We start from the raw sequence: 21989 nt of genomic DNA on the forward strand, positions 1-21989 counted from the left end.
TGATCCTCCGCTGGTTCCGCTGGGCCGGCTCGTCGACGCGATCAGGTATCGGCGTGCGCGCCACCCTTCGACCGGTCGGCGAGCGAAGGCCGGACCGGGGCGGCCATCAGCACGCAGACCACCGTAACCGCCGCGCACGTCCACAGCGCCGCAGCCATGCCCGCCGTGAACGACGTGCGCACCGCGTCGGCAAACTGCGGCAGCCCGAGCTGCTCGGCGACGGCGACGCCCGATGCGCCGCTGTAGCTCGCCGACACGGCCGCCTCCGGTGGCAGCTGCGAGGTGTCCAGCGAGCCCCGGTAGTTCGTGGCCAGGACACTGCCCATCACCGCGACGCCGAGCACGGCCCCGACCTGACGCTGGGCCTGCAGCAGCGCCGATCCCCCGCCGCTCTTCTCGGTCGGGATCGCCTCCAGGGCGATGTCGATGGCGGGCGGCATCGACATCCCGAACCCGAAGCCGATCAGCGCCGTCCACCCGACGGCGTAGGCGAACCCGGCGTCCGGGCCGTTCATCGCGCCGAGGACCAGGCCCACCGCGAGCGCGATGAAACCACCCATGATCACCCCGCGCGAGCCGATCCGGGGCCGCAGCGGCGCCCCGATCTGCACACCGACGATCATGGCGACGACCAGCGGCAGCAACCAGAGCCCGGTCTGCAGCTCGCTCGCCCCGAGAACGGCCTGGAAGAACTGCGGCAGGATGAACATGATCCCGAACACCGAGAACTGGACGAACGCGGACAGGACGGAGCCCAGCGTGTAGTTCCGGTCGGCGAACAGGGTCAGATCGGCCAACGGTTCGGCGACGCGGCGCTGCCAGAGGACGAACCCGGCCAATGCGATGAGCCCGATTCCCATGGCCACCAGTGCGATCGGGTTGACCCAGCTGGTTTCGCCGGCATCGATGAGTCCGTAGGACAGGGCGCACAGACCCGTCACTGCCAGCACGAACCCGAGCACGTCGATGCGCGGCGGGCGTGAGGTCGTCGACTCGGGCACCAGGACCGACAGACCCACGAGCGCGATCACGACCAGCGGGACGTTGATCAGGAAGACCGATCCCCACCAGAAGTTCTCCACCAGCAGGCCACCGACGATCGGCCCGAGCGGAATCCCCGCCGACAACGCGACCGACTGGATCCCGATCGCCCTCGCCCGCTCCTCGGGCGGGAAGATCGTCACCAACACGGCCAGCCCGAGCGTGTTGAGGAACGCCGCGCCCACACCCAGCAGGGCCCGGCCGGCTATCAGCAGCTCGGGCGAGGTGGCGTACGCGCACACCAGCGACGCTGCCCCGAAGAACACCAGGCCACCCAGCAGCAGCTTCTTGCGCCCGAATCGGTCACCCAACTGGCCGGCAGGCAGCAGCAACGTCGCCAGCACCACCGTGTAGGCGTTGATGACCCATTGCAGCTCGCCGATCGAAGCGTTCAGGTCGGTCGCAACCAACGGCACGGCGACGTTGAGCACGGTCAGGTCGAGCCCGACCACGACCAACACCAGCGACAGGACGCCCAGCGCCCACCACCGGCGCGGATGCACCTCCACCGCGGCACCACTTCCCAAATGAGGGTCCATGCCAAATGACGGTAACTTCCACTTTTTTCATCGTCAAGCCGAGCCATCCGCCCCGGCGCCCGGATGCAAGAGGCCGAGATGAGGGGGGTGATCGGCGGCACAGGGACGCGGCGCCCGAGATCCCTTCACCTCCGCGACGCCGTGGAGGTAGGGGTTGGCCGCTCCTCGGACGGCGACCTAGCGTCGGCTCGACCGATCAGGCGCGACCACCGGAGCGACCTCCATGACGAGCGCGACTGCCCGAGATCTGTGGCTGCGGCGGTTCCACGCGGCCACCGCTCCGCGAGCCCGGCTGGTGTGCTTCCCGCATGCCGGTGGGTCTGCGACGTTCTACTTCCCCGTGGCCGCCGAGCTGGCTCCGGCCGTCGAGGTGCTGGGCGTCCAGTACCCGGGACGCCACGACCGACACCGCGAGCCGCTGGTGGACGACATCCGCGAGCTGGCCGGCTCGGTGCACTCCGCGCTTCCAGCGGACGGCGTGCCGACCGCACTCCTCGGGCACAGCATGGGCGCCGTCGTGGCCTTCGAAACGGCCCGCCTCATGGAGCGCGACGTCGCCCCGGCCCACCTCTTCGTGTCGGGCCGCAGGGCCCCGTCGGTCGCGCGCAGTGAGACCCGGCACCTCCTGGGGGACGACGCCCTGGTCGCCGACCTGCAGACGCTCGACGGCACGGACGGACGCGTCTTCACCGACGAGGACCTGCTCCGCATGGCTCTGCCCGCCATCCGCAACGACTACCGGGCAGCGGAGACGTACACGTGGGCGGGCGGTGCACCGCTGGGATGCGACATCACCGCCTTCACAGGCGACGCGGATCCGCGCACCGATGTCGAGGACGCGGCGGCCTGGCAGCACCACACCACCGGAGCATTCGCGCTGTCCGTCCACCGGGGCGGACACTTCTTCATCGCCTCCGAGCGCGGCCAGGTGCTGAACCGCGTGCGAGCCGACCTCGGGGTCGCATTGTGACCGTGGAGGCCCCACCTGCCACCGAGCCGCCTCACCCGCACCCGCGGGCAGCGGCCCCGCCCGCCGGACCGGACGATGCTCGCGACCCCGAGCACCGACTCGGGCTACTGCTGGATCAGCGGTCGGCCGTCCGCGACGTCCCCGGAGCACCATCGGCCGTCACCGCGGTGAGCGGACTGGTCGAAGGGCACGCGGTGGTGGCCTACTGCATGGACGCCCGCGTGATGGGCGGATCCCTCGGCAGCCAGGAGGCCGACACGATCTGCGCCGCCATCACGATGGCGCTGCACCGGGACGTACCCGTCATCGGGATCTGGCACTCGGGCGGCGCAAAGCTCGCCGACGGCGTCGAGTCCATGGACGGCGTCGGCCGGATGTTCGCCGCGATGACGGCCGCGTCCGGTCGCATCCCCCAGATCTCGGTCATCCTCGGACCTGCGGCGGGCGCCGCCGCGTACGGTCCCGCACTCACGGACGTCGTCATCATGTCGCGGGGTGGCCGGGCCTTCGTCACCGGACCCGACGTCGTGCGCAGCGTCACCGGCGAACAGGTCGACATGGCCACCCTGGGCGGACCCGAGACGCACAGCAAGGACTCCGGAGTGGCGCACGTCGTGGCCGGTTCGGACGAGGACGCATTGCGGCACACCCGGACGATCGCGGGCCTCCTCGCCTCCTCCGTCCGGGAACTGCCTCGGGCGCCCGTCGCTCGTGACCCCGGCACGCTCGTGCCGACGTCCGCCCGGCAGGTCTACGACGCCCTGCCCGTGGTCGAAGCGGTACTGGACGGACCGGTCGAGCAACTGCACGAGAAGTGGGCGCCGAACGTCATCGTCGCGCTGGGGCGCATCGGCGGTCGCACCATCGGTGTCGTGGCCAACAACCCGCTCCGCATGGGCGGGTGCCTGGATTCTGCGGCCGCCGAGAAGGCGGCCCGCTTCGTCCGCATGTGCGACGGGCAGGGAATACTGCTGCTGTGCCTCGTCGACGTCCCCGGCTATCTCCCGGGCGTTCAGCATGAACGGTCGGGCGTCGTCCGCCGCGGCGCCAAATTGCTCCACGCTTTCGCCGAGGCCTCGGTGCCACGGATAACCGTGATACTGCGCAAAGCTTACGGTGGCGCTTACATCGCGATGAACTCCCGAGCACTGGGGGCGACCCACGTCTTCGCATGGACGAATGCGGAGGTGGCGGTGATGGGCGCCGAAGCCGCCGTCGAGGTCCTGCACCGCAAACGCATCGCCGCAACACCGGATCAGCAGATCGCGAACCTCCGAGAGGCGCTCGTTCACGAACAGCGAAAGGCGACTACGCTCGACCGAGCGGTGTCACTCGGTGTCGTCGACGCCGTGATCAAACCGGTCGACACTCGGATTCGCGTCATCGACGCTCTCGCAGGACTCCCCAGGACCCGCGGTCGACACGGCAACATCCCGCTGTGACCGTGTGCCGCGGCCGGCCGCCGCAGCGCCCGCCCCCCAGAGCGCTGCGGCGGCACCGGCCACGAGTCACCGATCTGCACCTGCTGGTACCGAGCGAATCTCCACAACAGGCGCGTTCGCCCGAACTGGCTCACCGACATCGACGAGCATCCGACTGATGACACCGTGCACGTCGGACAGGACGGGAATCTCCATCTTCATCGACTCCAGCACCATCACAACAGATCCCGGAACCACCTCGCCGCCAACCTCGCCGGCGATAGCCAGAACGGTACCTGGAACTTCCGCCAGAAGCTGCCGACCATCGAGAGCGGCACGACCACCCCAACGCTCACCACATCGTCCGCACATCATTTCACTCATGGCTCCACAATAAGCCCGAGCAGTGCACAATCAAAGCCCGTTCGGCTGCACCGAGAATGGTCTCAGCAGCCCGACGGCGCGATAGTGCCCATGCTGGCACTGGCCATCCCCGGCTCGGCGACGACCGCACTGGAGGATCGTGCGGGTCGCGCCATCAAGCCGTGGAGCATTGCCTGCAAAGCGGGCCTGGTAGTCTCAGGCGTATGGACACCTGCATTGTGCAGGTGTGCTGCGCTGCCGTGTCCGATTCCCCTCGGACACAGGATTACCCACGGCAGCCCGCGATCGGTTCCGATCAGTGATGACAGCCGACGAGGTCGGCATCGCTCGCCGCCGGGAGCCCGTCAGGCCGGGCCGGCACCACGCAGCGCCGACTGGATCCGAGTGGCAGCGGCAAGCAGGGTCGGCACCACGGCGTCGAGCTCACTGCGGGTGTGCAGCCGGTCGGAGGTTGCGGCCAGACAGACCGCGGCGACCGGGTCCCCGTTGCCCAGCAGGATCGGCGCGCCGACGCCGCTGACGGCAGGATCGGCCTCCCCGAGGTTGGCCGACCAGCACCGCGCACGGACGACGGCCAGCGCGCGCTGCAGCGCGTCCCAGTCGGTGATCGACCGGTCGGTCAGCCCGTCCAGGCGCCGGGACGGGTAGCGCCGGTTCAGCTCGGCCTCGGGTAGGAACGCGAGCATCGCCTTGCCGCCGGACGTGCAGTGCGCGGGCAGCACGCGGCCGAGCCGCGTCGCCGCGCGCCCGGGGCCGTGCCCCTCGATCGACTGCACGAACCGCGCCGTGCGGCCCTCCAGCACCAGGACGCTGGCCGTCATCCCCGAGGCGTCGCGCAGGTCCTCCAGCGCGGCCTGCGCGGCGTCGCGGAGGCGGACACCGGAAGTGGCGGTGAGCGCGAACTCCTTCACGACCGCGCCCGTCACGTACGGGCCACCGACGGCGTCCTGGCGGACGAATCCCGCGGCCACGCAGTTGGCGAGGACCCGGTGCGCCGTCGACTTGGCCACGCGCAGCTCGGCGGCCAGCTCGGTCACCGTCAGGCTGCCGCGCTGGGCCACGAGCTGGACCGCCCGCAACGCCATCTGTGCCGAGTTCACGCAGGTCAGGATGCCACCCCCCAGCGGGTTCCACATACGGGAACGTTCGGCGGGATCGTTGCCCGAGGTGCCGGTGGCGCGTGTGGTGGACCACATTCGACGACCATCGGAGGTCCTGCGATGACGAGTTTCCCGCGGCCGCAGGTCCCGTTCGAGGCGCCGATGCGCGTCGAGGCCGACATCAGCGGCCTGGAGGTCGTACAGGGCGAGGTGCCCGAGCACCTCGACGGCACCTATTACCGCGTCGTCTGCGACCGGGCGTGGCCCTCGTACGTACCCGGCGACCTGTTCTTCAACGAGGACGGGATGGCCATGTCGTTCTGCTTCGCGAAGGGCCGCGTGGACTTCCGCAGCCGCTACGTCCGCACACCCCGCTTCGAAGCCGAACGGGCCGCGGGCCGGTCGCTGTTCGGCGCCTACCGCAACCCGTACACCGACGACCCGTCGGTGGCTGGTGTGAACCGCACCGTCGCGAACACCAACGTCTTCTACCACGGAGGAAAGCTCTACGCCTGCAAGGAGGACTCCCCTCCTCTGCTGCTCGACCCGGTCACCCTCGACACCATCGGCCTGTACGACTTCGAGGGTGCGCTGACGGCCCGCACGAGCACCGCGCACCCCAAGACCGACCCCGTCACCGGCGAGATGGTGTTCTTTTCGTTCCAGGCCAAGGGCGAGGTCACCCCGGACATCGCCTACTACGAGGCCGACCCGGCGGGCACGGTCATCCACGAGGCCTGGCTGCGGGCCCCCTACACCTCGATGGTGCATGACTTCTGCGTCACCCAGAACTTCGTGATCTTCCCGATCATCCCGCTGCGGGCCGAGGACGAGTGGCTGCGCCGGGGCGAGTCGCACTACAAGTGGGACCCCGACGAGGACGTGTACCTGGGCGTGGTCCCGCGCAAGGGCAGCGGCGACGAGGTGCGCTGGTTCCGCGGTTCCAACCGGTTCGCCAGCCACATCCTCGGGGCCAGCGACGACGGCCGCCGCATCCACATCGAGACCCCGGTGGGCCGGGACAACTTCTTCCCGTTCTTCCCCTGGGTCGACGACACGCCCTACGACCCCGTGACCGCGCGCGCCTTCCTGTCCCGCTGGACGATCGACATGGGTGCTCCCGGCGAGACCTTCACCGAGCACCGCCTCGTCGACGTCGCCGGCGAGTTCCCGCGGATGGACGACCGTCGCGAGACCCTGCCGCACGAGTGGGGGGTGATGGCGCTCAATCACGTCCCCGGGGACGACGCCCCCGGCTCCGGCTTCCGCTGGATCGCTGGGCTGGACCTGACCAGCGGCCGCGCGCCGCAGATCTTCTACGCTGGCGACGACTGCTCGGTGGGCGAGCCGGTGTTCGTCCCCGGCTCGCCCGACGCCCCGGAGGGGCATGGCTACGTATTCGTCGTCGTCGGGCGCCACCAGCAGATGCGCAGCGACCTGGTGATCCTCGACGCCCAGCGCGTCGACGGGCCGCCCGTCGCGACCGTCGCGCTGCCGTTCCGCATCCGCCGAGGCCTGCACGGCAACTGGGTCAGCGGCGCTGAGCTGCGCACCCGCACCGCCTGAGTTCCCGCCCTGCGATCAAAGGAGATCACCTGTGACGATCGACGAGGCCACACCCCCCGCCGGCGGCACCGATCGCGGCGAACTGGAGCGCACCGTCGCCGAGTTGGCCGCCCGGGTGCGCCGGCTCGAGGCGGTCGACGCGGTGCGCCGCCTGCACAACCAGTACGGCTACTACCTGGACAAGTGCCTCTACGACGAGGTGGTGGCGCTGTTCACCCGCGACTGCGAGATGCACTTCGTCGGTGGCATCTACCGGGGCGTCGAGAGCATCAAGCGCGTCTACCTCGGCCGATTCCGCGAGCGGTTCACCCGGGGGTACAACGGCCCCGTCCACGGGTTCCTGCTCGACCACGTGATGCTGCAGGACGTCGTCACCGTCGCCGAGGACGGGCTCTCGGCCAAGGCTCGGATGCGCACGCTGATGCAGGCAGGCATCCACGAGAGCGCCATGCACCTGCGCGAGCGGGTCTCGTTCGAGCAGTGGTGGGAGGGCGGCATGTACGAGAACGAGTACGCCGTCGAGGACAGGGTGTGGAAGATCCGCAAGCTCGGCTACCACGCCATCTGGCACGGCGACCACGCCCGGGGTTGGACCCACACCGCGCCCATGAACCACATCCTGCCGACGGCGACCTTCCCCGAGGACCCGATCGGCCCCGACGAGATCACCCCGTACGAGTTCTTCCCCGCCACCGACACGGTGCCCTTCCACTACCCGCACCCGGTCACCGCCGAGGCCGTGGACGGGCGGGCCGACCGTAGGCAGACCCCGTGACCACACCGAACGGCCCCGCGTACCGCCGGATCGCCACCGAGGAAGCGTTCGCACCGCCGGAGATCCTCGACCGCTACCGGGACCTGCTGCGCGACGGCGGCGGCGACCGCGGGTTCCAGAGCCTGTGGGGCTTCTACCTCGGCAGCACCGCCGAGCGGCCGCGGTGGGTGGTGGACCGGCTGGCCGATCTCGGCGTAAAGCGCATCGCCGACATGGACGCGCACGGTATCGATCATCAGGTCATCTCGCTGACCTGCCCCGGGACCCAGCTCTTCGGCACCGCCGAGGCGACCGCACTCGCCCGGCACGTCAACGACGTCGCGGCGCAGGCCGTGCGCGACCACCCGGAGCGGTTCACCGCGCTCGCGGCGGTGGCACTGCAGGACCCGACGGCCGCCGCGGCCGAGCTCGACCGCGCCGTGACGCAGCTCGGCATGCGCGGGGTGATCCTCAACTCCCACATGCAGGGCCGCTACCTCGACGACCGGGAGTTCTGGCCGGTTCTGGAGGCGGCAGAGGCTCTGGGCGTGCCGGTGTACCTGCACCCCAACACCCCGCCGGACAGCATGATCGAGCCGCTGTACGAGGCGGGTCTCGACGGCGCAATCTACGGGTTCGCCGTCGAGACGGCGATGCACGTGCTGCGGATCATGTCGGCGGGGCTGTTCGATCACTTCCCGCGGCTGCGCCTGGTGATCGGGCACCTCGGCGAGGGACTGCCGTTCTGGATCCCGCGGATCGACTTCTTCCACCACGCCCAGGTGCTCTCCGGCCGCTACCCGGCGATGAAGGCCGTGGAGCTGCGGCCAAGCGACTACCTGCGACGCAACGTCTGGTTCACGACCAGCGGGATGGCCTGGACGCCCGCGGTCATGTTCGTGCGTGATGTCGTCGGCGCCGATCGCGTGCTCTACGCCATGGACTACCCCTACCAGTGCGTCGCCGACGAGGTGCGCGAGCTCGACGCCCTCCCGGTCCCGCCGTCGGAGCTCGCGGCCTTCTACGAGACGACCGCTGTCGAGCTCTTCGGCCTCCACCACTGATCCCACCACCCCGAACGCCACGGAGCTCGACGATGAGTGCAGTGGACGACCCGTCCGTTCCCCTCGACACCGGCGCGCCGGGCAAGGGCCTGACCTTGCCCGTACTGGCCGTCTACGTATTCGCCAACCTGTGCTCCTGGACGGCGATCCTCACCCCGATCGCGATCACGCTCGCGCTGCGCGTCCGCGAGATCGACCCGGCCGGAGCCAGCGCCTCCCTGTCGATGGTGTCGGCGATCGGTGCCGTGTTCGGCATCGTCGCCAACCCCGTGTTCGGCAGGCTGTCCGATCGGACCCGCTCCCGCTTCGGCATGCGCAGACCGTGGATGCTCGGCGGTATCGCCGCAGCGACATGCGGGCTGGGGATCGTCGCGGCGGCACCGTCGGTCGCTGTGCTGGCGGGCGGGTGGGCGATCACCCAGCTCGGGGTGCAGGCGCTGCTCGCCCCGATCACCGCGGTGCTGGCCGATCACGTCCCGGCGCACCAGCGCGGCCGGGTCGGAGGGCTGATCAGCGTCGGGCAGAGCGCCGCCACCACCGTGGGGGCCGGGCTACTGGCCTTGAACCCGACCTCGCTGACCTGGGGCCTGCTCGCGCCCGCCGGACTCGCCGCGATCGTCGTGGCCGTGCTGTGCCTCGTCCTGCCGGACCGCCGCCACGACGGTTCGCCGCGGCCACCCCTGTCAGCGCGGGAGATCCTCGCGAGCTTCTGGGTCGACCCGCGGCGGCGTCCCGACTTCGCCTGGGCACTGGGCGGGCGGCTGCTGGTCTTCATGGGTGTCACGATCCTGATCATCTACCAGGCCTACTTCCTGCTCTCCCGGATCGGGGTGGCGCCCCAGCAGATCGCGGCGGTCATGTTCGGGGTGTTGCTGCTCGAGAACACCGTCGCGGTCGTGACGAACGTGGTCTCGGGTTGGCTCTCGGACCGTGCGGGACGCCGCAAGGCGTTCGTCGCCGGGGCCGCGCTCGTCGGCGCCGCCGGATTCGCCGTCGCAGGCGTCGCGACCGACATGCCGCTGTTCCTCGTCGGGGTCACGCTGCTCGGCATCGCGAAAGGTGCCTACGGGGCGGTCGACCTCGCCCTGGTGACCGACCTGCTGCCGGCCGGCAAGCAGGACGCCGCGAAGGACATGGGGCTGTTCATCGTCGCCGGGCTGATCCCCAACCTGCTCTCGCCGCTGCTGGCCCCGCTCGTCCTCGCGATCGGCGCCGGAGCCGCCGCGCCTGGCGTCCCGGCGGGCAACTACTCGGCGCTGTTTCTCGCCGGCGGCGTGTTCATGTTGCTCGGGGCACTCGCCGTGCGGCCCATCCGCGGGGTTCGATAGACGGGCGTCATCGATGCGGCCTACGAACGCCGCTCGGTCGCGGTCACCAGCAACCTGCACCCCTGGGCCCCACCCCTCCGGCACGCTCGCGCGTCAACCATCCGCCGACCCATCCATGCGATCGGTCCAGCCGCCCAGCAGCTGCGTGACGGGCAGGTCGAGGGTGCGGCCCAGCGCATCCCACACGGCCATGTCCAGCGCGGACTTGGCGGCGGGGTTGGCCACGGTCCGGTCGAGGCGGGCCCGGATGGTCTCGCGGTCGAGCAGCGACAGGCCCACGATCTCGGGGGCGAACACCGTGTCGATCACGGCGACGATCGACGCCTGCGTCTCGCCGTAGGTGTACGGGCGCGGCGGGGCCTCGGCGACGCCCACGATCCCGTCGTCGGTGTGCACGCGGACCAGCACGTGATCCGCGGTGTGCACCTCGCCGGAGGCGAAGCGCAGCGGCTTGCGATAGGGCACGGCGAACGGGATCGCCTCGATGCGCGCGATCTTCACGACGCACCTGCGATCATCGGGACGGGCGCCACGAAGCCGTTGGCCACCAGCGTCTCCAGGAGCGCGGCGAGCGCGGGATCGTCGTCGTCGGCGCGCCAGGCAAGGGCCAGGTCGACGTGGACGTCGTCGGCCACCGTCACGTAGCGGACACCCTCGATGCGCAGCGCGAGCACGGACTCCGGTAGCAGCGCGACGCCCAGACCGGCGGCGACGAGGGTGAGCATCACCGAGGTCTCGGTGACCTCGTGGGCGCGGCGCGGCAGGAACCCGGCACCGAAGCAGGCGTGGGTCGTGGCGGCGTCGACGACGGAGTCGCGGGTCCCGTAGACGACGAAGTCCTCCTCGCGCAGCTCGTCGAGCCCGACGGGCTCGTCGCCGGCGAGGCGGTGCGCCGCCGGCACCGCGAGCACGAGGCGCTCACGGGTGATCAGCCGCGTGGCCACGCCGGCGCCGGCGGTCGGCGGGCGCAGCAGCGCGACGTCGATTCGGTTCTCGGCGAGCGCGGCCTCGCTGGCCGGGGTGAGCAGGTCGGGCACGAACCGCAGCTCGACACCGGGCAGCTCCCGGGCGGCGATGCGGGCCAGCTGGGGCAGCTGCTTGTAGGCGGCCAGGCCCGTCGTGCCGACGCGCAGGAACCCGCTGCGGCCCTCGCCGATCCGCGCGACGCGCTCCACGGCGGCGTCGGTGGCGTCGAGGATGCGGAGGGCGTCGCGCAGGAACGCCTCGCCGGCCGTCGTCAGATCGACGCGGCGGGTGGTGCGGTGGAAGAGCGTGGCCCCGATCTGCGACTCGAGCTGCCGGATCGCCTGCGACAGCGGCGACTGGGCCATGTGCAGCTGCTCGGCGGCCTGCCCGAAGTGCCGTGTGCGGGCCACGGTCACGAAGTAGCGCAGCTGCCGGATCTCCATGGCGGATGACGGTAGGCCGCCGACTCCGCATACACAAAGACCCAGTGGTGGGCGATTGAGATGCTGGACGTCTCTATCGCAGCCCGTCGAGGAACGCGTCGAGCATCCGCCGCTGCGACTCCGGCGTCGTGGCGGCCGGGTCGAGCATGGCGAGCGCCTGCACTCCGTTGAGCATCGCGAGCACCTGCTCGGTGAGCACGTCGTCGGTGACCGCCGACGTGACCGAACCCTCGACGCGAGCGGCCATCAGGAAGCCGCGGATCTGCGCACGCCAGTACGCCATGGCCGCCACGTACGCCGCAGCCAGTTCCGGGTCGGCGAGTGCCCGCTGCCAGAACGGGAGGACGACGCGCGCCTCCAGCCGCGTCACCGGCGACACCGGCATGACCTCGAGGCAGAAGATCCGCAGCCCGGCGAGCCCGGTCGCCGTGCCCAACCGGTCCCGGATGCGGGTGTTGGTCGACTCGAACACGGACGTGAAGGCGGTCCGCACGATCGAGCTCTTGTCCGGGAAGTAGTGCTTCAACGCGCCGTTGGCCATGCCGATGGTCGCGGCGATCTCGCGCAGCGTGACGGCATCGACGCCGCGCTCGGCGATCAACCGCCAGGCGGCCTCGGCGATCACGGCGCGGCGTTCGTCGTGGTCGACCTGTCTGGGCAACCGCAACCTCCAGCCGTTCCACCGTCGTCATGCCGGTCCCCGAGGAAAGGAATCCCCAATACCGCAACCTTCGCCGCTCGCCCACCCTTTCGTCTACCCACGGAGAAAAACGGGAGACACCTGATGCCGAGCACCTCCGAGACGCCCCCGGCGCATCCGCTCAGTCCGTTGACGAGCGACGAGATCAGCATCGTCCGGCAGGTGCTGGTGGACGCCGCCCTCCAGCCGGAGTCCGGGCGCGTGGTGTACCTGGGCCTGGACGAGCCACCGAAGGACCAGCTGTACGGGCCGGGAGCCAGGACGGCGGAGCGCGTCTTCCGGGCGCTCCTGCACGACGTCGAGGATCCCGGGGGACGCGACGTGCGCGTGTCCGTGAGCGCGAAGTCGGTGCTGTCGGACCGCCGCCTCGACCCCGCCGTCGACGGCCAGCTGCCGGTGCTCGACGAGGAGTTCGAGCTGGTCGAGCAGGTCCTCGCGACCGACGAACGCTGGCTGGCGGCACTCGCCGCACGGGCACTGGACGTGGCGAAGGTGCGCGTCGCACCGCTGTCGGCCGGGGTCTTCGAGTACCCGGAGGAGGCCGGCCGCCGGATCCTGCGCGGGCTCGCGTTCGTGCAGGAGCACCCGCGCGACCACGCCTGGGGCCGCCCGGTCGACGGCCTCGTCGGCTACGTCGACGTCCTGAACCGCACCGTCGACCAGGTGATCGACATCGGCGCGGTGCCGATCCCCGCGGAGCCGGCCAACTTCGACGACGTCGCGGTGACCGGCCCGCTGCGGACCTCGCAGAAGCCGATCGTGATCACCCAGCCGGACGGTCCCAGCTTCGCACTGGACGGCCACCTCCTGCAGTGGGAGAAGTGGTCGCTCCGCATCGGCTTCGACGCCCGTGAGGGTCTGGTCCTGCACCAGATCGCGTTCCGCGACGGGGACCGGGACCGGCCGATCATCCACCGCGCGTCGATCTCCGAGATGGTCGTGCCCTACGCCGACCCGTCCCCGGTCCGCAGCTGGCAGAACTACTTCGACACCGGCGAGTACATGATCGGCCGCTACGCGAACGCGCTCGAACTGGGCTGCGACTGCGTCGGCGACATCACCTACCTCGACGCCGTGATCGCCGACGAGTTCGGCCACCCCCGGGTGCTGCCGAACGCGATCTGCCTGCACGAGGAGGACCACGGGGTCCTGTGGAAGCACACCGACCTCTGGGCGGGATCCTCGGAGACGCGGCGCCAGCGCCGCATGGTCATCTCGTTCTTCACCACGATCGGCAACTACGACTACGGCTTCTACTGGTACCTCTACCTCGACGGCACCATCGAGTGCGAGGCCAAGGCCACCGGCGTCGTGTTCACCTCCGCCTACCCGGGCCCCGGCTACGACGGGACGAACCCCTACGCCTCGCAGCTCGCCCCCGGCCTCGGCGCCCCGTACCACCAGCACCTGTTCAGCGCGCGCCTGGACATGACGGTCGACGGTCCCGCCAACCTGGTCGAGGAGATCGAGGTCCAGCGCGTCCCCATGGGACCGGGCAACCCGCGCGGCAACGCCTTCACCCACCGCCGCACCCCTCTGCGCACGGAGTCGGCCGCGCAGCGGCTCGCCGACCCCCGCAAGGGCCGCGTCTGGCACATCACCAACCCGGGCTCGCGCAACCGGCTCGGCGATCCCGTCGCCTACGCGCTGCTGCCCGAGGGCAACCCGGAACTGCTCGCCGACGAGGACTCCTCGATCCACCGCCGCGCCACGTTCGCCACCAAGCACCTGTGGGTCACCCGTTTCGACCCGGCCGAGCGCTACGCCGCGGGCGACTTCGTCAACCAGCACGCCGGCGGCGCCGGCCTGCCCGCCTACACCGCGGGCGACCGCGACATCGACGGCCAGGATCTCGTCGTCTGGCACACGTTCGGCCTCACCCACTTCCCGCGCCCGGAGGACTGGCCGATCATGCCCGTCGACCACACGGGCTTCGCCCTCAGACCGGTCGGCTTCTTCGACCGCAACCCCGCTCTCGACGTCCCCCGCACCCGCGGCGCCCACTGCTCGGCCACAACCCCAGCCCCAGCCGCCGATGCCGCGACGAGCGCCGCCCGATCCGGAGCCGACCATGACTGAGCAGTCCGCCCCCGCGCGCGGCGCCGACCGCGACCACACCCTGCGCGGCTCCATCGGCGTCGCCGGCATCGTCTTCCTCGTGGTGGCCGCGGCCGCCCCGCTGACCGCGATCGGCGGCGCGCTGCCGGTCATGCTGGCGATCAGCAACGGGCCCGGCGTCCCGATGGCGTTCCTCGTCGTCGCCGTGGTCCTGCTGGTCTTCAGCGTCGGGTACGCAGCGATGAGCCACCACGTCGTCGATGCCGGTGCCTTCTACGCCTACGTCACGCGCGGCCTGGGCGCCCGGCTCGGGCTCGGCGCCGCGGCGCTCGCCCTGCTGACCTACACCGCGATCCAGGCCGCGATCTACGGGCTGGCCGCCACCACGCTGCAGAGCATCGTCACGCAGTACGGCGGGCCGGAGCTCCCGTGGTGGCTGCTCGCCGTCGTGCTCATCGCGGTCGTCGGCCTGCTCGGGTACCGCAGCATCGACGTCGGCGCCAAGGTACTCGGGGTCCTGCTCGTGCTCGAGATCGCGATCGTGGCCGTCCTGGCGGCGACGATCCTGGTCAAGGGCGGGCCGGAGGGCTACGCGCTCACCTCGTTCGCCCCCAGCACGTTCTTCCAGGACGGCCCCGGCATCGCCGTCATGTTCGCCGTCGCGTCGTTCGTCGGCTTCGAGGCGACCGCGATCTACGGCGAGGAGGCCCGCGATCCCCGGCGCACCATCCCGAAGGCCACCTACATCGCCGTCGTCCTCATCGGGGTGTTCTACGCGATCGCCAGCTGGGCGATCGTCGTCGCGTTCGGTCCGAGCCAGGTCGAGGCAGCGGCCCAGGCCGACACCGCCGGCCTGGTGTTCGCCGCGGCTGCGCAGTACATCGGCCCTTCCTACGCCGACGTCATGACGATCATGCTGCTGACCAGCCTCTTCGCCGCCCTGCTGTCCTTCCACAACGCCATCTCGCGCTACCTCTACGCACTCGGCCGCAAGGGCGTGGCCCCGGAGGCGCTGGCCCGCACCCACCCCAGGCACGGATCGCCGCACGTCGGGTCGCTCACCCAGACCGCCGCGACCGTCGTCCTGCTTGGCGTCTTCGCCCTCGCCGGCGCGGACCCGGTGCTGAACCTGTTCACGTGGATGTCGGGCGTCGCCACCGTGAGCGTGCTCGTGCTCATGGTGCTCACCGGCGTGGCGATCCTCGTCTTCTTCGCCTGCAACGAAGTCGACGCGCGGGTGTGGAACACCCGGATCGCCCCGGCACTGGGCCTGGTCGGCCTCGCGTTCGTGACGGTGCTCGTGCTGCTGAACTTCGCCACGCTGATCAGCGGTTCGGCCGTGCTGGCCGCGACCCTGCTCGCCGTCGTCGCCGCCGCGTTCGTCGGGGGCCTGGTCGTCGGAGCCGTGAAGCATCCGTCGCGGACCGGCGGGGTTCCCGGGCACGAGCTCGGTGCTGCCTCGCAGCAGGCGCTCTCCGAGAACTGACCGCGCGCAGTCCGTACCCGATCCCGGCCAGGAGGAACTGCACGATGAAGGTCGACCGTGTCCACCGCAACGCCCGCATCCACACCCTCGACCCGGCCCGACCGTCGGCGTCGGTGCTGCTGGTCGCCGACGGCCGAGTGGCGGCCGTCGGCGACGCCGACCTGCTCGAGCAGGTGGCGGGGGATCCCGAGGTCGTCGACCACGACGGCGCGTTCCTCATGCCCGGTCTCGCCGACGTCCACAACCACCACCTGCTCGCCGGCCGCGCCGCCCTCTACGAGCTCGCGCTCGACGGCGCCGCCGATCTCACCGGCCTCCTCGACGCCGTCCGCGCCTGGTCGGCCGAGCTCGCACCGGATGCGTGGGTGGTCGGGGGTGGCTGGGGCAGCAATCTCATCCCGGTGCTGTCGGACCGCGCGGCGCTGGAGGCGCTCGACCGCGCGGCCGGCGGGCGACCGGTGCTGCTCCGCGACGACAGCTGCCACAACCGCTGGGTCAGCTCGGCCGCGCTCGCCGTCGCCGGCATCGGCGCCGCGACCCCGGACGCGCCCGACGGCGCGATCGTCCGGGACCCCGGAACCGGGGAACCGGTCGGCCTGCTCATCGAGTCCGCCGTGATCCCCGTGGAACGGGCCCACGCGGCGTCCGCGGGCGCGACCGTGGAGCAGGACGCCGAGGCCAGCCACCGGGGCATCGCGATCCTGCACTCCGTCGGCGTCACCACCTTCCAGGACGCCGCCGCCTCGGTGCCGATGCTCGCGGCGCTCAAGCGCCTCGACGACAGCGGTCGCCTCGACGCATGGGTCGTCACCTCGATGCAGATCAACGACAAGATCTTCGGCACCCACCCGATCGGGCAGGAGCTCCTGGACCAGCGGGAGGCGTACCGCAGCACCCACCACCGCCCGGACTTCGTGAAGATCTTCCTCGACGGTGTCCCGACCTCGAAGACCGCGGCGTTCCTGCAGCCCTACCTGCCCGACGACGTACATGGTGCCGAGTGGCGCGGCGAGACGACGATGAGCAGCGACGAGCTGACCGCCTGGCTCATGCGGGTCGCCGAGCAGGGCCTCGGCGCGAAGGTCCACTGCACCGGCGACAGCTCGGTGCGGATGACGCTCGACGCGGTCGCGGCCGTCCGCGCGGCCGGCCACGCGGGCACCCGGTTCCACATCGCCCACGGCCAGTACGTCGACCCGGTGGACGTGCCCCGCTTGGCCGAGCTCGACGTCGTCGCCGACCTGTCGCCGGCCCTGTGGTTCCCCGGGGTCATCGTCGAGGCGATCTGCGCGTGCATACCGCGCGAGCGGGCCGAGCGGCTGCACCCCAACCGCGACCTCCTGGACGCGGGTGCCCGGCTCGCCGGCGGCTCCGACTGGCCGGTCATGCCCTCACCCAACCCCTGGTACGGCATCCAGGGGCTGGTGAGCCGGGCCGATCCCACCGGCTCGTTCCCCGGCCGGCTGTGGCCGGAGCAGGGCATCACCGTCGCCGAGGCGCTCCACGCGTACACGCTCGGAGGGGCGCGGGCGATGGGCACCGACGACGTCACCGGCTCGCTGGAGGTCGGCAAGTCCGCCGACTTCGTCGTGCTCGACCGGGACCCGTTCGCGGTCCCGGTGGACCAGCTCGGCGCGACCGTGACGGAGCAGACCTGGTTCGCCGGCCGGAAGGTGTACGACCGCACCAACGCCTGAGGGCGCCGGCTCCGGACGAACGGCCCCGAGCCCACCCACCGGTGGGCTCGGGGCCGTCGGCCGTTCAGGCGAGGTTGACGAACACGCTCTTCACCTCGGTGAACGCGTCGATGGCGCCCGTGCTCATCTCCCGGCCGAGGCCGGAGCTCTTGAACCCACCCCACGGAGCCGCGGGGTCGGGGATCGGCAGCCCGTTGACGAAGACCGACCCGGCGCGGATGCCCTCGGCGAGCCGGTGCGCGGTGCGCAGGTCCTGGGTCCACACCGCGGCGGCCAGCCCGTAGTCGGTGTCGTTGGCCCTGGCGACGAGCGAGGAGAGCTCGTCCTCGTCGGAGTAGGTCAGCACCGAGAGCACCGGGCCGAAGACCTCCTCGCGGGCGATGCGCATGTCGTCGGTGACCCCGGTGAGCACGGTCGGCGCGTAGAACCATCCCTTGTCCCGGGCCCGGATCCCGCCGGTCACGACCTCTGCCTGCTGCTGCCGGGCCACGTCGACCAGGCCGGAGACGTGGGCGAGGTGCTCGGCTGACACGAGCGGGCCCATCTGGGTACCGGGGTCCGACCCGGGTCCGATCGGGACGGCCGCAGCGCCCGCGGCGAGCTTGCCGACGAACTCGTCCACCCGGCGCTCATCGACGTAGAACCGCGTGTAGGCGGCGCAGACCTGCCCGGAGTTGAGCAACGCTCCTCCGAGATTGCCCGCCACGGCGGCGTCGATGTCCGCGCTCCGGGTGATGATCGAGGGCGCCTTGCCCCCGAGCTCGAGCGTCACGCGCTTGAGGGTGTCCGCGGCGCTGCGGGCGATCTCCTTGCCGACCGCGGTGGATCCGGTGAAGGAGATCTTGTCGACGCCGGGGTGGTCGACGATCGCCTTGCCGACCCGCCCGTCGCCGGTCAGGAGGTTGATCACGCCGCGCGGGAACCCGGCCCGCTCGGCCAGCTCGACGAGGCGGATCGTGCTGAGCGGGGTCTGCTCGGCCGGCTTCAGGATGGTGGTGTTGCCGGTGGCCAGCGCCGGGGCGAGCTTCCACGAGGCGATGCTGAGCGGGAAGTTCCACGGCGTGATGAGGCCGCAGACCCCGATCGGCTCGCGGCGGGTGTAGTTGAGGGTGTCCGGGGTGGAGACGGGGTTGACCGTTCCCTGGATCTTGGTGACCCAGCCGGCGTAGTAGCGGAAGTGGTCGGCCGTCATCGGCACCGTGACCGTGCGGGCGATCGAGAGCGGCTGTCCCTGGTCGAGGGTTTCCAGGCGGGCGAGCTCGTCGGCGTCGGCCTCGACCAGGTCCGCGAGCCGGAACAGCAGCGCGGCGCGGTCGCGCGGCACCAGGTCGCGCCAACCCGGGTCGCTCAGCGCCCGGCGGGCGGCGGCCACCGCAGCGTCGACGTCGGACTGCTCCGCCCGGGCCACCGTGTCGATCAGGGTCTCCGTGGCGGGGTCGTAGGTCGGGTCCTCGGCACCTGCGGCGCCCGGCACCCAGTCCCCGTCGATGTACAGCAACTTCGGCATGCGCGTTCCTCACTGGTCATGTGGGCAGGGGTAGGGAGGGGCGTCAGTCCGGGACCAGGTGCTCGACGGCCTCGGCGACGGCGAGGAGGTGGTCCTCGCCGTGCGGCCGACCGACGAGCTGCAGGCCGAGGGGCAGTCCCTGCGGTGAGCGCAGGCCCGGCACGGTCACGACGGGCAACCCGAGGACCTGCCAGGGACGGCTGAGGATCGGGCTCCCCGTGGCGGCGATGCCCTCCGGTGCCGGACCCAGCGCTGCCGGCCCGAGGACGGCATCGTGCTCGTCCACCAGGCCCGCGACGACCGGGCCCGCCTGCGCGACACGGTGGACGGCGTCCCGGTACGCGTCGGCGGGCATCTGCGCGCCCTGCCGGAGGAGATCGGCGAGGGGTTCGCTGAGGCGGTCCAGGTGCTCCAGCTCCGCCTGCCGCTCCCGGGCGGCCTCGAACGCCATGATCGACGCGTGGTCCGCGGCCAGCTCCGCCGGGAGGCGGGTCGGCGCGAGCCGGGTGACCGTGGCACCCGTTGCCGCCAGCCGGGACGCGGCCCGGTCGAGCGCGGCTGGCATCGCCGGATCGAGCTCGCCCAGACCGTCGGGCTCCCAGAACAGGATGCGCAGCGACCGCGGCGCGACGGTGTGGTCGCCGCTCAGCGCGGCCGTGAGCGCACGGTCGTCCGCGCGCACCGCGGCCCACGCAGTACGGAGGTCGGCCACGCCCGCGGCCAGCAGTCCGAGGGAGTCCAGGGAGGGGCTCAGGCCGACGACTCCGGACGTGGACAGCGATCCCCGGGTCACCACCAGGCCGGCGACCCCGCAGAAGGCGGCGGGCCGGGTCAGGGACCCGGCGGTCTGGGAACCGATCGCGAGCGGCACCATCCCGGCGGCGACGGCGGCGGCGGAGCCGCTCGACGACCCGCCGGGCGTGTGCGCCAGGGCTGCGGGGTTGCGGGTGGGTCCGGGCGCGAAGTAGGCGAACTCGGTGGAGACCGTCTTGCCAAGGGGGACGGCGCCGCAGGCCCGCAACAGCGCGACGACCTGCGCGTCGGCGGTGGCCGGCGCGGCACCGCGGCGCAGGTCCGAACCGCACTCCGTGGGCAGGCCGGCGACGTCGATGATGTCCTTGACACCGACCGGGACTCCCCGGAGCGGACCGGCGCCCGGCGCGCTGCGCAGCTCCGCGTCCGGGCGCTGGCGGACCCAGGCGTGGATCCGGTGCTCGCACGCGGCGATCCGCGCTGCGGCGCGGTCGAGGAGATCCTGCGGTCGGGCCCGCCCGTCGCGCAGGTCGCGGACGGTGGCCGCCAGCGACCAGCGCTCGGCGAGGGCGCCCGGGCTCACGTCCACCTCGCGTCGGCGACCCAGTAGTCCATGCCGCTCTCGCTCACGAGGTGGCGCCACTCCGACACCCGCCGCAGGTCGGGCTCCACACGGGCGGTAACGGCGTCCGCGGCGTCGGGTCCGTCGGCGTCGACCTGCCAGTGGACCCAGTTCACCTCGCGGCCCGCGTCGTCGTGGACGAACAGGTCGACGTGCCGCCAGCCCCAGCCGTGCGTGTCGTTGTAGCAGGTCAGTGTCATGCGCAGCGGGCTCTCACCATGCTCCACGGGCATCCCTCCGTCGTCGTCCGGTCGCGGCTCAGACGGTGGTGACCGTGGGCTCGCCCAGCCGGTGGAACTGCCGCTTGAAGTAGACGAGGCCGTCGGTGCTGTCGCGCACGACCGTGCGCGTCACCTCCACGAACATCACCGAGTGGGAGCCGCGCAGGGTGTGGCCCGTGATCCGGCCGACGAGCGCCACGAGCGCGTCCTTGAGGATCGGCACGTCCTCGGACTCGTGGTCCCACACGGCCCAGCCGAAGCGCTCCTCCATCGGGATCTTGGTGGCGCCGGCGAAGTGCATCGCGAGCTCCTCGTGCTCGGCGCCCAGCACGTTGACGCATACCCGGCCGTTGCGCCTGAAGATGTCGTGGGTGTAGCTGGACTGGTTGACGCACACCAGCACGGTGGGCGGGGCGTCGGTCACCGAGCACACCGCGCTGACGGTGATCCCGGCCTTGCCGCCCGGTCCGTTGGTGGTCACGACGTTGACGGCGGCCGACAGGTGCGCCATCGCCGTCCGGAATTCGCGTCGCGCGTCCGCGTGTTCGGCCACCGCGAGCCTCCTCGACGATCAGTGGGAGCGACGACCGGCGCCGCAGTTCGACCGTATTGCGGGAGCGGGACGCGGAGAATGCCGAGTGTCTTTCCTCTCCAGGGTGCTCATCCTCAGCGACGTAGGTAATTCCTTCACTTCTCACCGGTTGCGGGCATTCGGTGATAGTCGTCCCGCCGTCGGGGCTTTAGCCTGGTCCGATGGCCGAGCCCCGGGTGTACGTCGTCGACGACGACGTCGATGTGCGGGATTCCCTGGTATGGCTCCTGGACAGCGTCGGCATCGCCGCGGAGGCGTTCGCCGGTCCCGAGGAGTTCCTGAGCGCTCTCGACCCGGAGATTCCCGGCTGCCTCATCGTGGACGTGCGGATGCCGCGGGTGAGCGGCTTCCAGCTCCAGGAACGCCTCAACCGGATGGGGGTCCCGCTGCCGGTCGTCTTCTGCTCCGCACACGGCGACATCCGCATGTCGGTGCGTGCCCTGCAGCAAGGTGCGGTGGACTTCATCGAGAAGCCCTACGACCCCCAGCAGATGATCGAGGTGGTCCAGACCAACCTGCTGCGCGCCACCGACCGGTTCGCGCAGCGCGACCGCAAGCGGCAGGTCGAGCAGCGGTTGCAGAACCTGACCCCGCGGGAGCTGGAGATCCTGCGCCTGGTCATCGACGGCCTCCCGAGCCAGAACATCGCCCGGCAGCTGGGGACGAGCGTGAAGACCGTCGACGTGCACCGGGCCCGGATCAAGAACAAGACCGAGGCCGACAGCATCGCCACGCTGGTGCGCGACATCCTCCAGAACGACGTGACGGTCTGAGGAA

General features: G+C 71.3%; 19 protein-coding genes and 1 pseudogene. 10 read left to right on the forward strand and 10 right to left on the reverse strand.

From position 1 onward, the window contains the following. Nucleotides 1-41: 41 nt before the first annotated feature. Nucleotides 42-1580, reverse strand: coding sequence for an MFS transporter (locus tag K1T35_RS34830; protein ID WP_220255992.1), 1539 nt, complete (start codon nt 1578-1580; stop codon nt 42-44). Nucleotides 1581-1803: 223 nt separating this feature from the next. Between K1T35_RS34830 and K1T35_RS34835 the strand changes: the two genes are divergently transcribed. Together K1T35_RS34835 and K1T35_RS34840 are read left to right on the forward strand one after the other, a co-directional pair. Then, the gene (locus K1T35_RS34835; RefSeq protein WP_220255993.1) at nt 1804-2550 is read left to right on the forward strand and encodes a thioesterase II family protein; all 747 of its coding nucleotides are present in this window, start codon (nt 1804-1806) and stop codon (nt 2548-2550) included. 107 nt (nt 2551-2657) lie between these two features. Continuing rightward, a complete protein-coding gene (locus K1T35_RS34840; protein WP_370645528.1) occupies nt 2658-3992 on the forward strand; it encodes an acyl-CoA carboxylase subunit beta in 1335 nt (444 codons plus the stop codon). 66 nt (nt 3993-4058) lie between these two features. Here the strand turns inward: K1T35_RS34840 and K1T35_RS34845 are convergent, their stop codons facing one another. Together K1T35_RS34845 and K1T35_RS34850 are read right to left on the reverse strand one after the other, a co-directional pair. Then, the gene (locus K1T35_RS34845) at nt 4059-4355 is read right to left on the reverse strand and encodes an acetyl-CoA carboxylase biotin carboxyl carrier protein subunit (protein WP_255621063.1); all 297 of its coding nucleotides are present in this window, start codon (nt 4353-4355) and stop codon (nt 4059-4061) included. Between the two features lie 344 nt (nt 4356-4699). Next, nucleotides 4700-5455, reverse strand: coding sequence for an IclR family transcriptional regulator (locus tag K1T35_RS34850; protein ID WP_220255995.1), 756 nt, complete (start codon nt 5453-5455; stop codon nt 4700-4702). A 120-nt stretch (nt 5456-5575) separates the two neighbouring features. Here K1T35_RS34850 and K1T35_RS34855 point away from each other — a divergent pair, with 120 nt between their 5' ends. The 4 genes from K1T35_RS34855 to K1T35_RS34870 are packed head-to-tail and all read left to right on the forward strand — an operon-like array spanning nt 5576 to nt 10167. Beyond that, nucleotides 5576-7021: a carotenoid oxygenase family protein gene (locus tag K1T35_RS34855; protein ID WP_220255996.1), complete on the forward strand. Its 1446-nt coding sequence runs from the start codon at nt 5576-5578 to the stop codon at nt 7019-7021. A 31-nt stretch (nt 7022-7052) separates the two neighbouring features. Next, a complete protein-coding gene (locus K1T35_RS34860) occupies nt 7053-7796 on the forward strand; it encodes a nuclear transport factor 2 family protein (protein ID WP_220255997.1) in 744 nt (247 codons plus the stop codon). Further along, nucleotides 7793-8839: an amidohydrolase family protein gene (locus K1T35_RS34865; protein WP_220255998.1), complete on the forward strand. Its 1047-nt coding sequence runs from the start codon at nt 7793-7795 to the stop codon at nt 8837-8839. Before K1T35_RS34860 ends, K1T35_RS34865 begins: the two co-directional genes overlap by 4 nt. 32 nt (nt 8840-8871) lie before the next feature. Then, nucleotides 8872-10167 (forward strand): MFS transporter, encoded by a 1296-nt coding sequence (locus tag K1T35_RS34870; protein WP_220255999.1) that lies wholly within the window; start codon nt 8872-8874, stop codon nt 10165-10167. Between the two features lie 114 nt (nt 10168-10281). Here K1T35_RS34870 and K1T35_RS34875 read toward each other — a convergent pair. From K1T35_RS34875 to K1T35_RS34885, 3 genes and pseudogenes are all read right to left on the reverse strand, one after another. Further along, nucleotides 10282-10668, reverse strand: a pseudogene (locus K1T35_RS34875) (enolase); the annotation flags it as partial. Next, nucleotides 10665-11576 (reverse strand): LysR substrate-binding domain-containing protein, encoded by a 912-nt coding sequence (locus K1T35_RS34880; RefSeq protein ID WP_220256000.1) that lies wholly within the window; start codon nt 11574-11576, stop codon nt 10665-10667. The pseudogene K1T35_RS34875 and the gene K1T35_RS34880, both read right to left, overlap by 4 nt. Nucleotides 11577-11649: 73 nt before the next feature. Next, a complete protein-coding gene (locus K1T35_RS34885) occupies nt 11650-12237 on the reverse strand; it encodes a TetR/AcrR family transcriptional regulator (RefSeq protein WP_220256001.1) in 588 nt (195 codons plus the stop codon). Nucleotides 12238-12360: 123 nt separating this feature from the next. On the opposite strand from K1T35_RS34885, the gene K1T35_RS34890 reads away from it, so the two are divergent. Genes K1T35_RS34890 through K1T35_RS34900 form a run of 3 tightly spaced genes read left to right on the forward strand, consistent with a single transcriptional unit; the run spans nt 12361 to nt 17517 of the window. Further along, on the forward strand, nt 12361-14355 hold the full coding sequence (locus tag K1T35_RS34890; RefSeq protein ID WP_220256002.1) for a primary-amine oxidase: 1995 nt from the start codon (nt 12361-12363) through the stop codon (nt 14353-14355). After that, nucleotides 14348-15820 carry an APC family permease gene (locus tag K1T35_RS34895; RefSeq protein ID WP_220256003.1) on the forward strand — a complete coding sequence of 491 codons (1473 nt, stop codon included), beginning with the start codon at nt 14348-14350 and terminating at the stop codon, nt 15818-15820. Before K1T35_RS34890 ends, K1T35_RS34895 begins: the two co-directional genes overlap by 8 nt. A 44-nt stretch (nt 15821-15864) precedes the next feature. After that, on the forward strand, nt 15865-17517 hold the full coding sequence (locus K1T35_RS34900) for an amidohydrolase (RefSeq protein ID WP_220256004.1): 1653 nt from the start codon (nt 15865-15867) through the stop codon (nt 17515-17517). A gap of 64 nt (nt 17518-17581) precedes the next feature. On the opposite strand, the gene K1T35_RS34905 is transcribed toward K1T35_RS34900, so the two are convergent. From K1T35_RS34905 to K1T35_RS34920, 4 genes are read right to left on the reverse strand one after another with little or no spacing between them, the layout of a single operon-like run. Then, a complete protein-coding gene (locus tag K1T35_RS34905; protein WP_220256005.1) occupies nt 17582-19024 on the reverse strand; it encodes an aldehyde dehydrogenase in 1443 nt (480 codons plus the stop codon). Nucleotides 19025-19067: 43 nt separating this feature from the next. Beyond that, entirely contained in the window at nt 19068-20360 is a 1293-nt protein-coding gene (locus K1T35_RS34910; protein WP_220256006.1) for an amidase, read from the reverse strand. Continuing rightward, a complete protein-coding gene (locus K1T35_RS34915) occupies nt 20357-20632 on the reverse strand; it encodes a hypothetical protein (RefSeq protein WP_255621064.1) in 276 nt (91 codons plus the stop codon). Before K1T35_RS34915 ends, K1T35_RS34910 begins: the two co-directional genes overlap by 4 nt. 25 nt (nt 20633-20657) lie before the next feature. Further along, on the reverse strand, nt 20658-21173 hold the full coding sequence (locus K1T35_RS34920; RefSeq protein ID WP_255621065.1) for a flavin reductase: 516 nt from the start codon (nt 21171-21173) through the stop codon (nt 20658-20660). Nucleotides 21174-21373: 200 nt separating this feature from the next. Here K1T35_RS34920 and K1T35_RS34925 point away from each other — a divergent pair, with 200 nt between their 5' ends. Beyond that, complete coding sequence (locus tag K1T35_RS34925; RefSeq protein WP_220256007.1) at nt 21374-21985, forward strand: response regulator transcription factor; 612 nt, start codon at nt 21374-21376, stop codon at nt 21983-21985. Nucleotides 21986-21989 lie beyond the last annotated feature (4 nt).

This window comes from Pseudonocardia sp. DSM 110487, assembly GCF_019468565.1.
In the GTDB taxonomy this organism is placed as follows: Bacteria; Actinomycetota; Actinomycetes; order Mycobacteriales; family Pseudonocardiaceae; genus Pseudonocardia.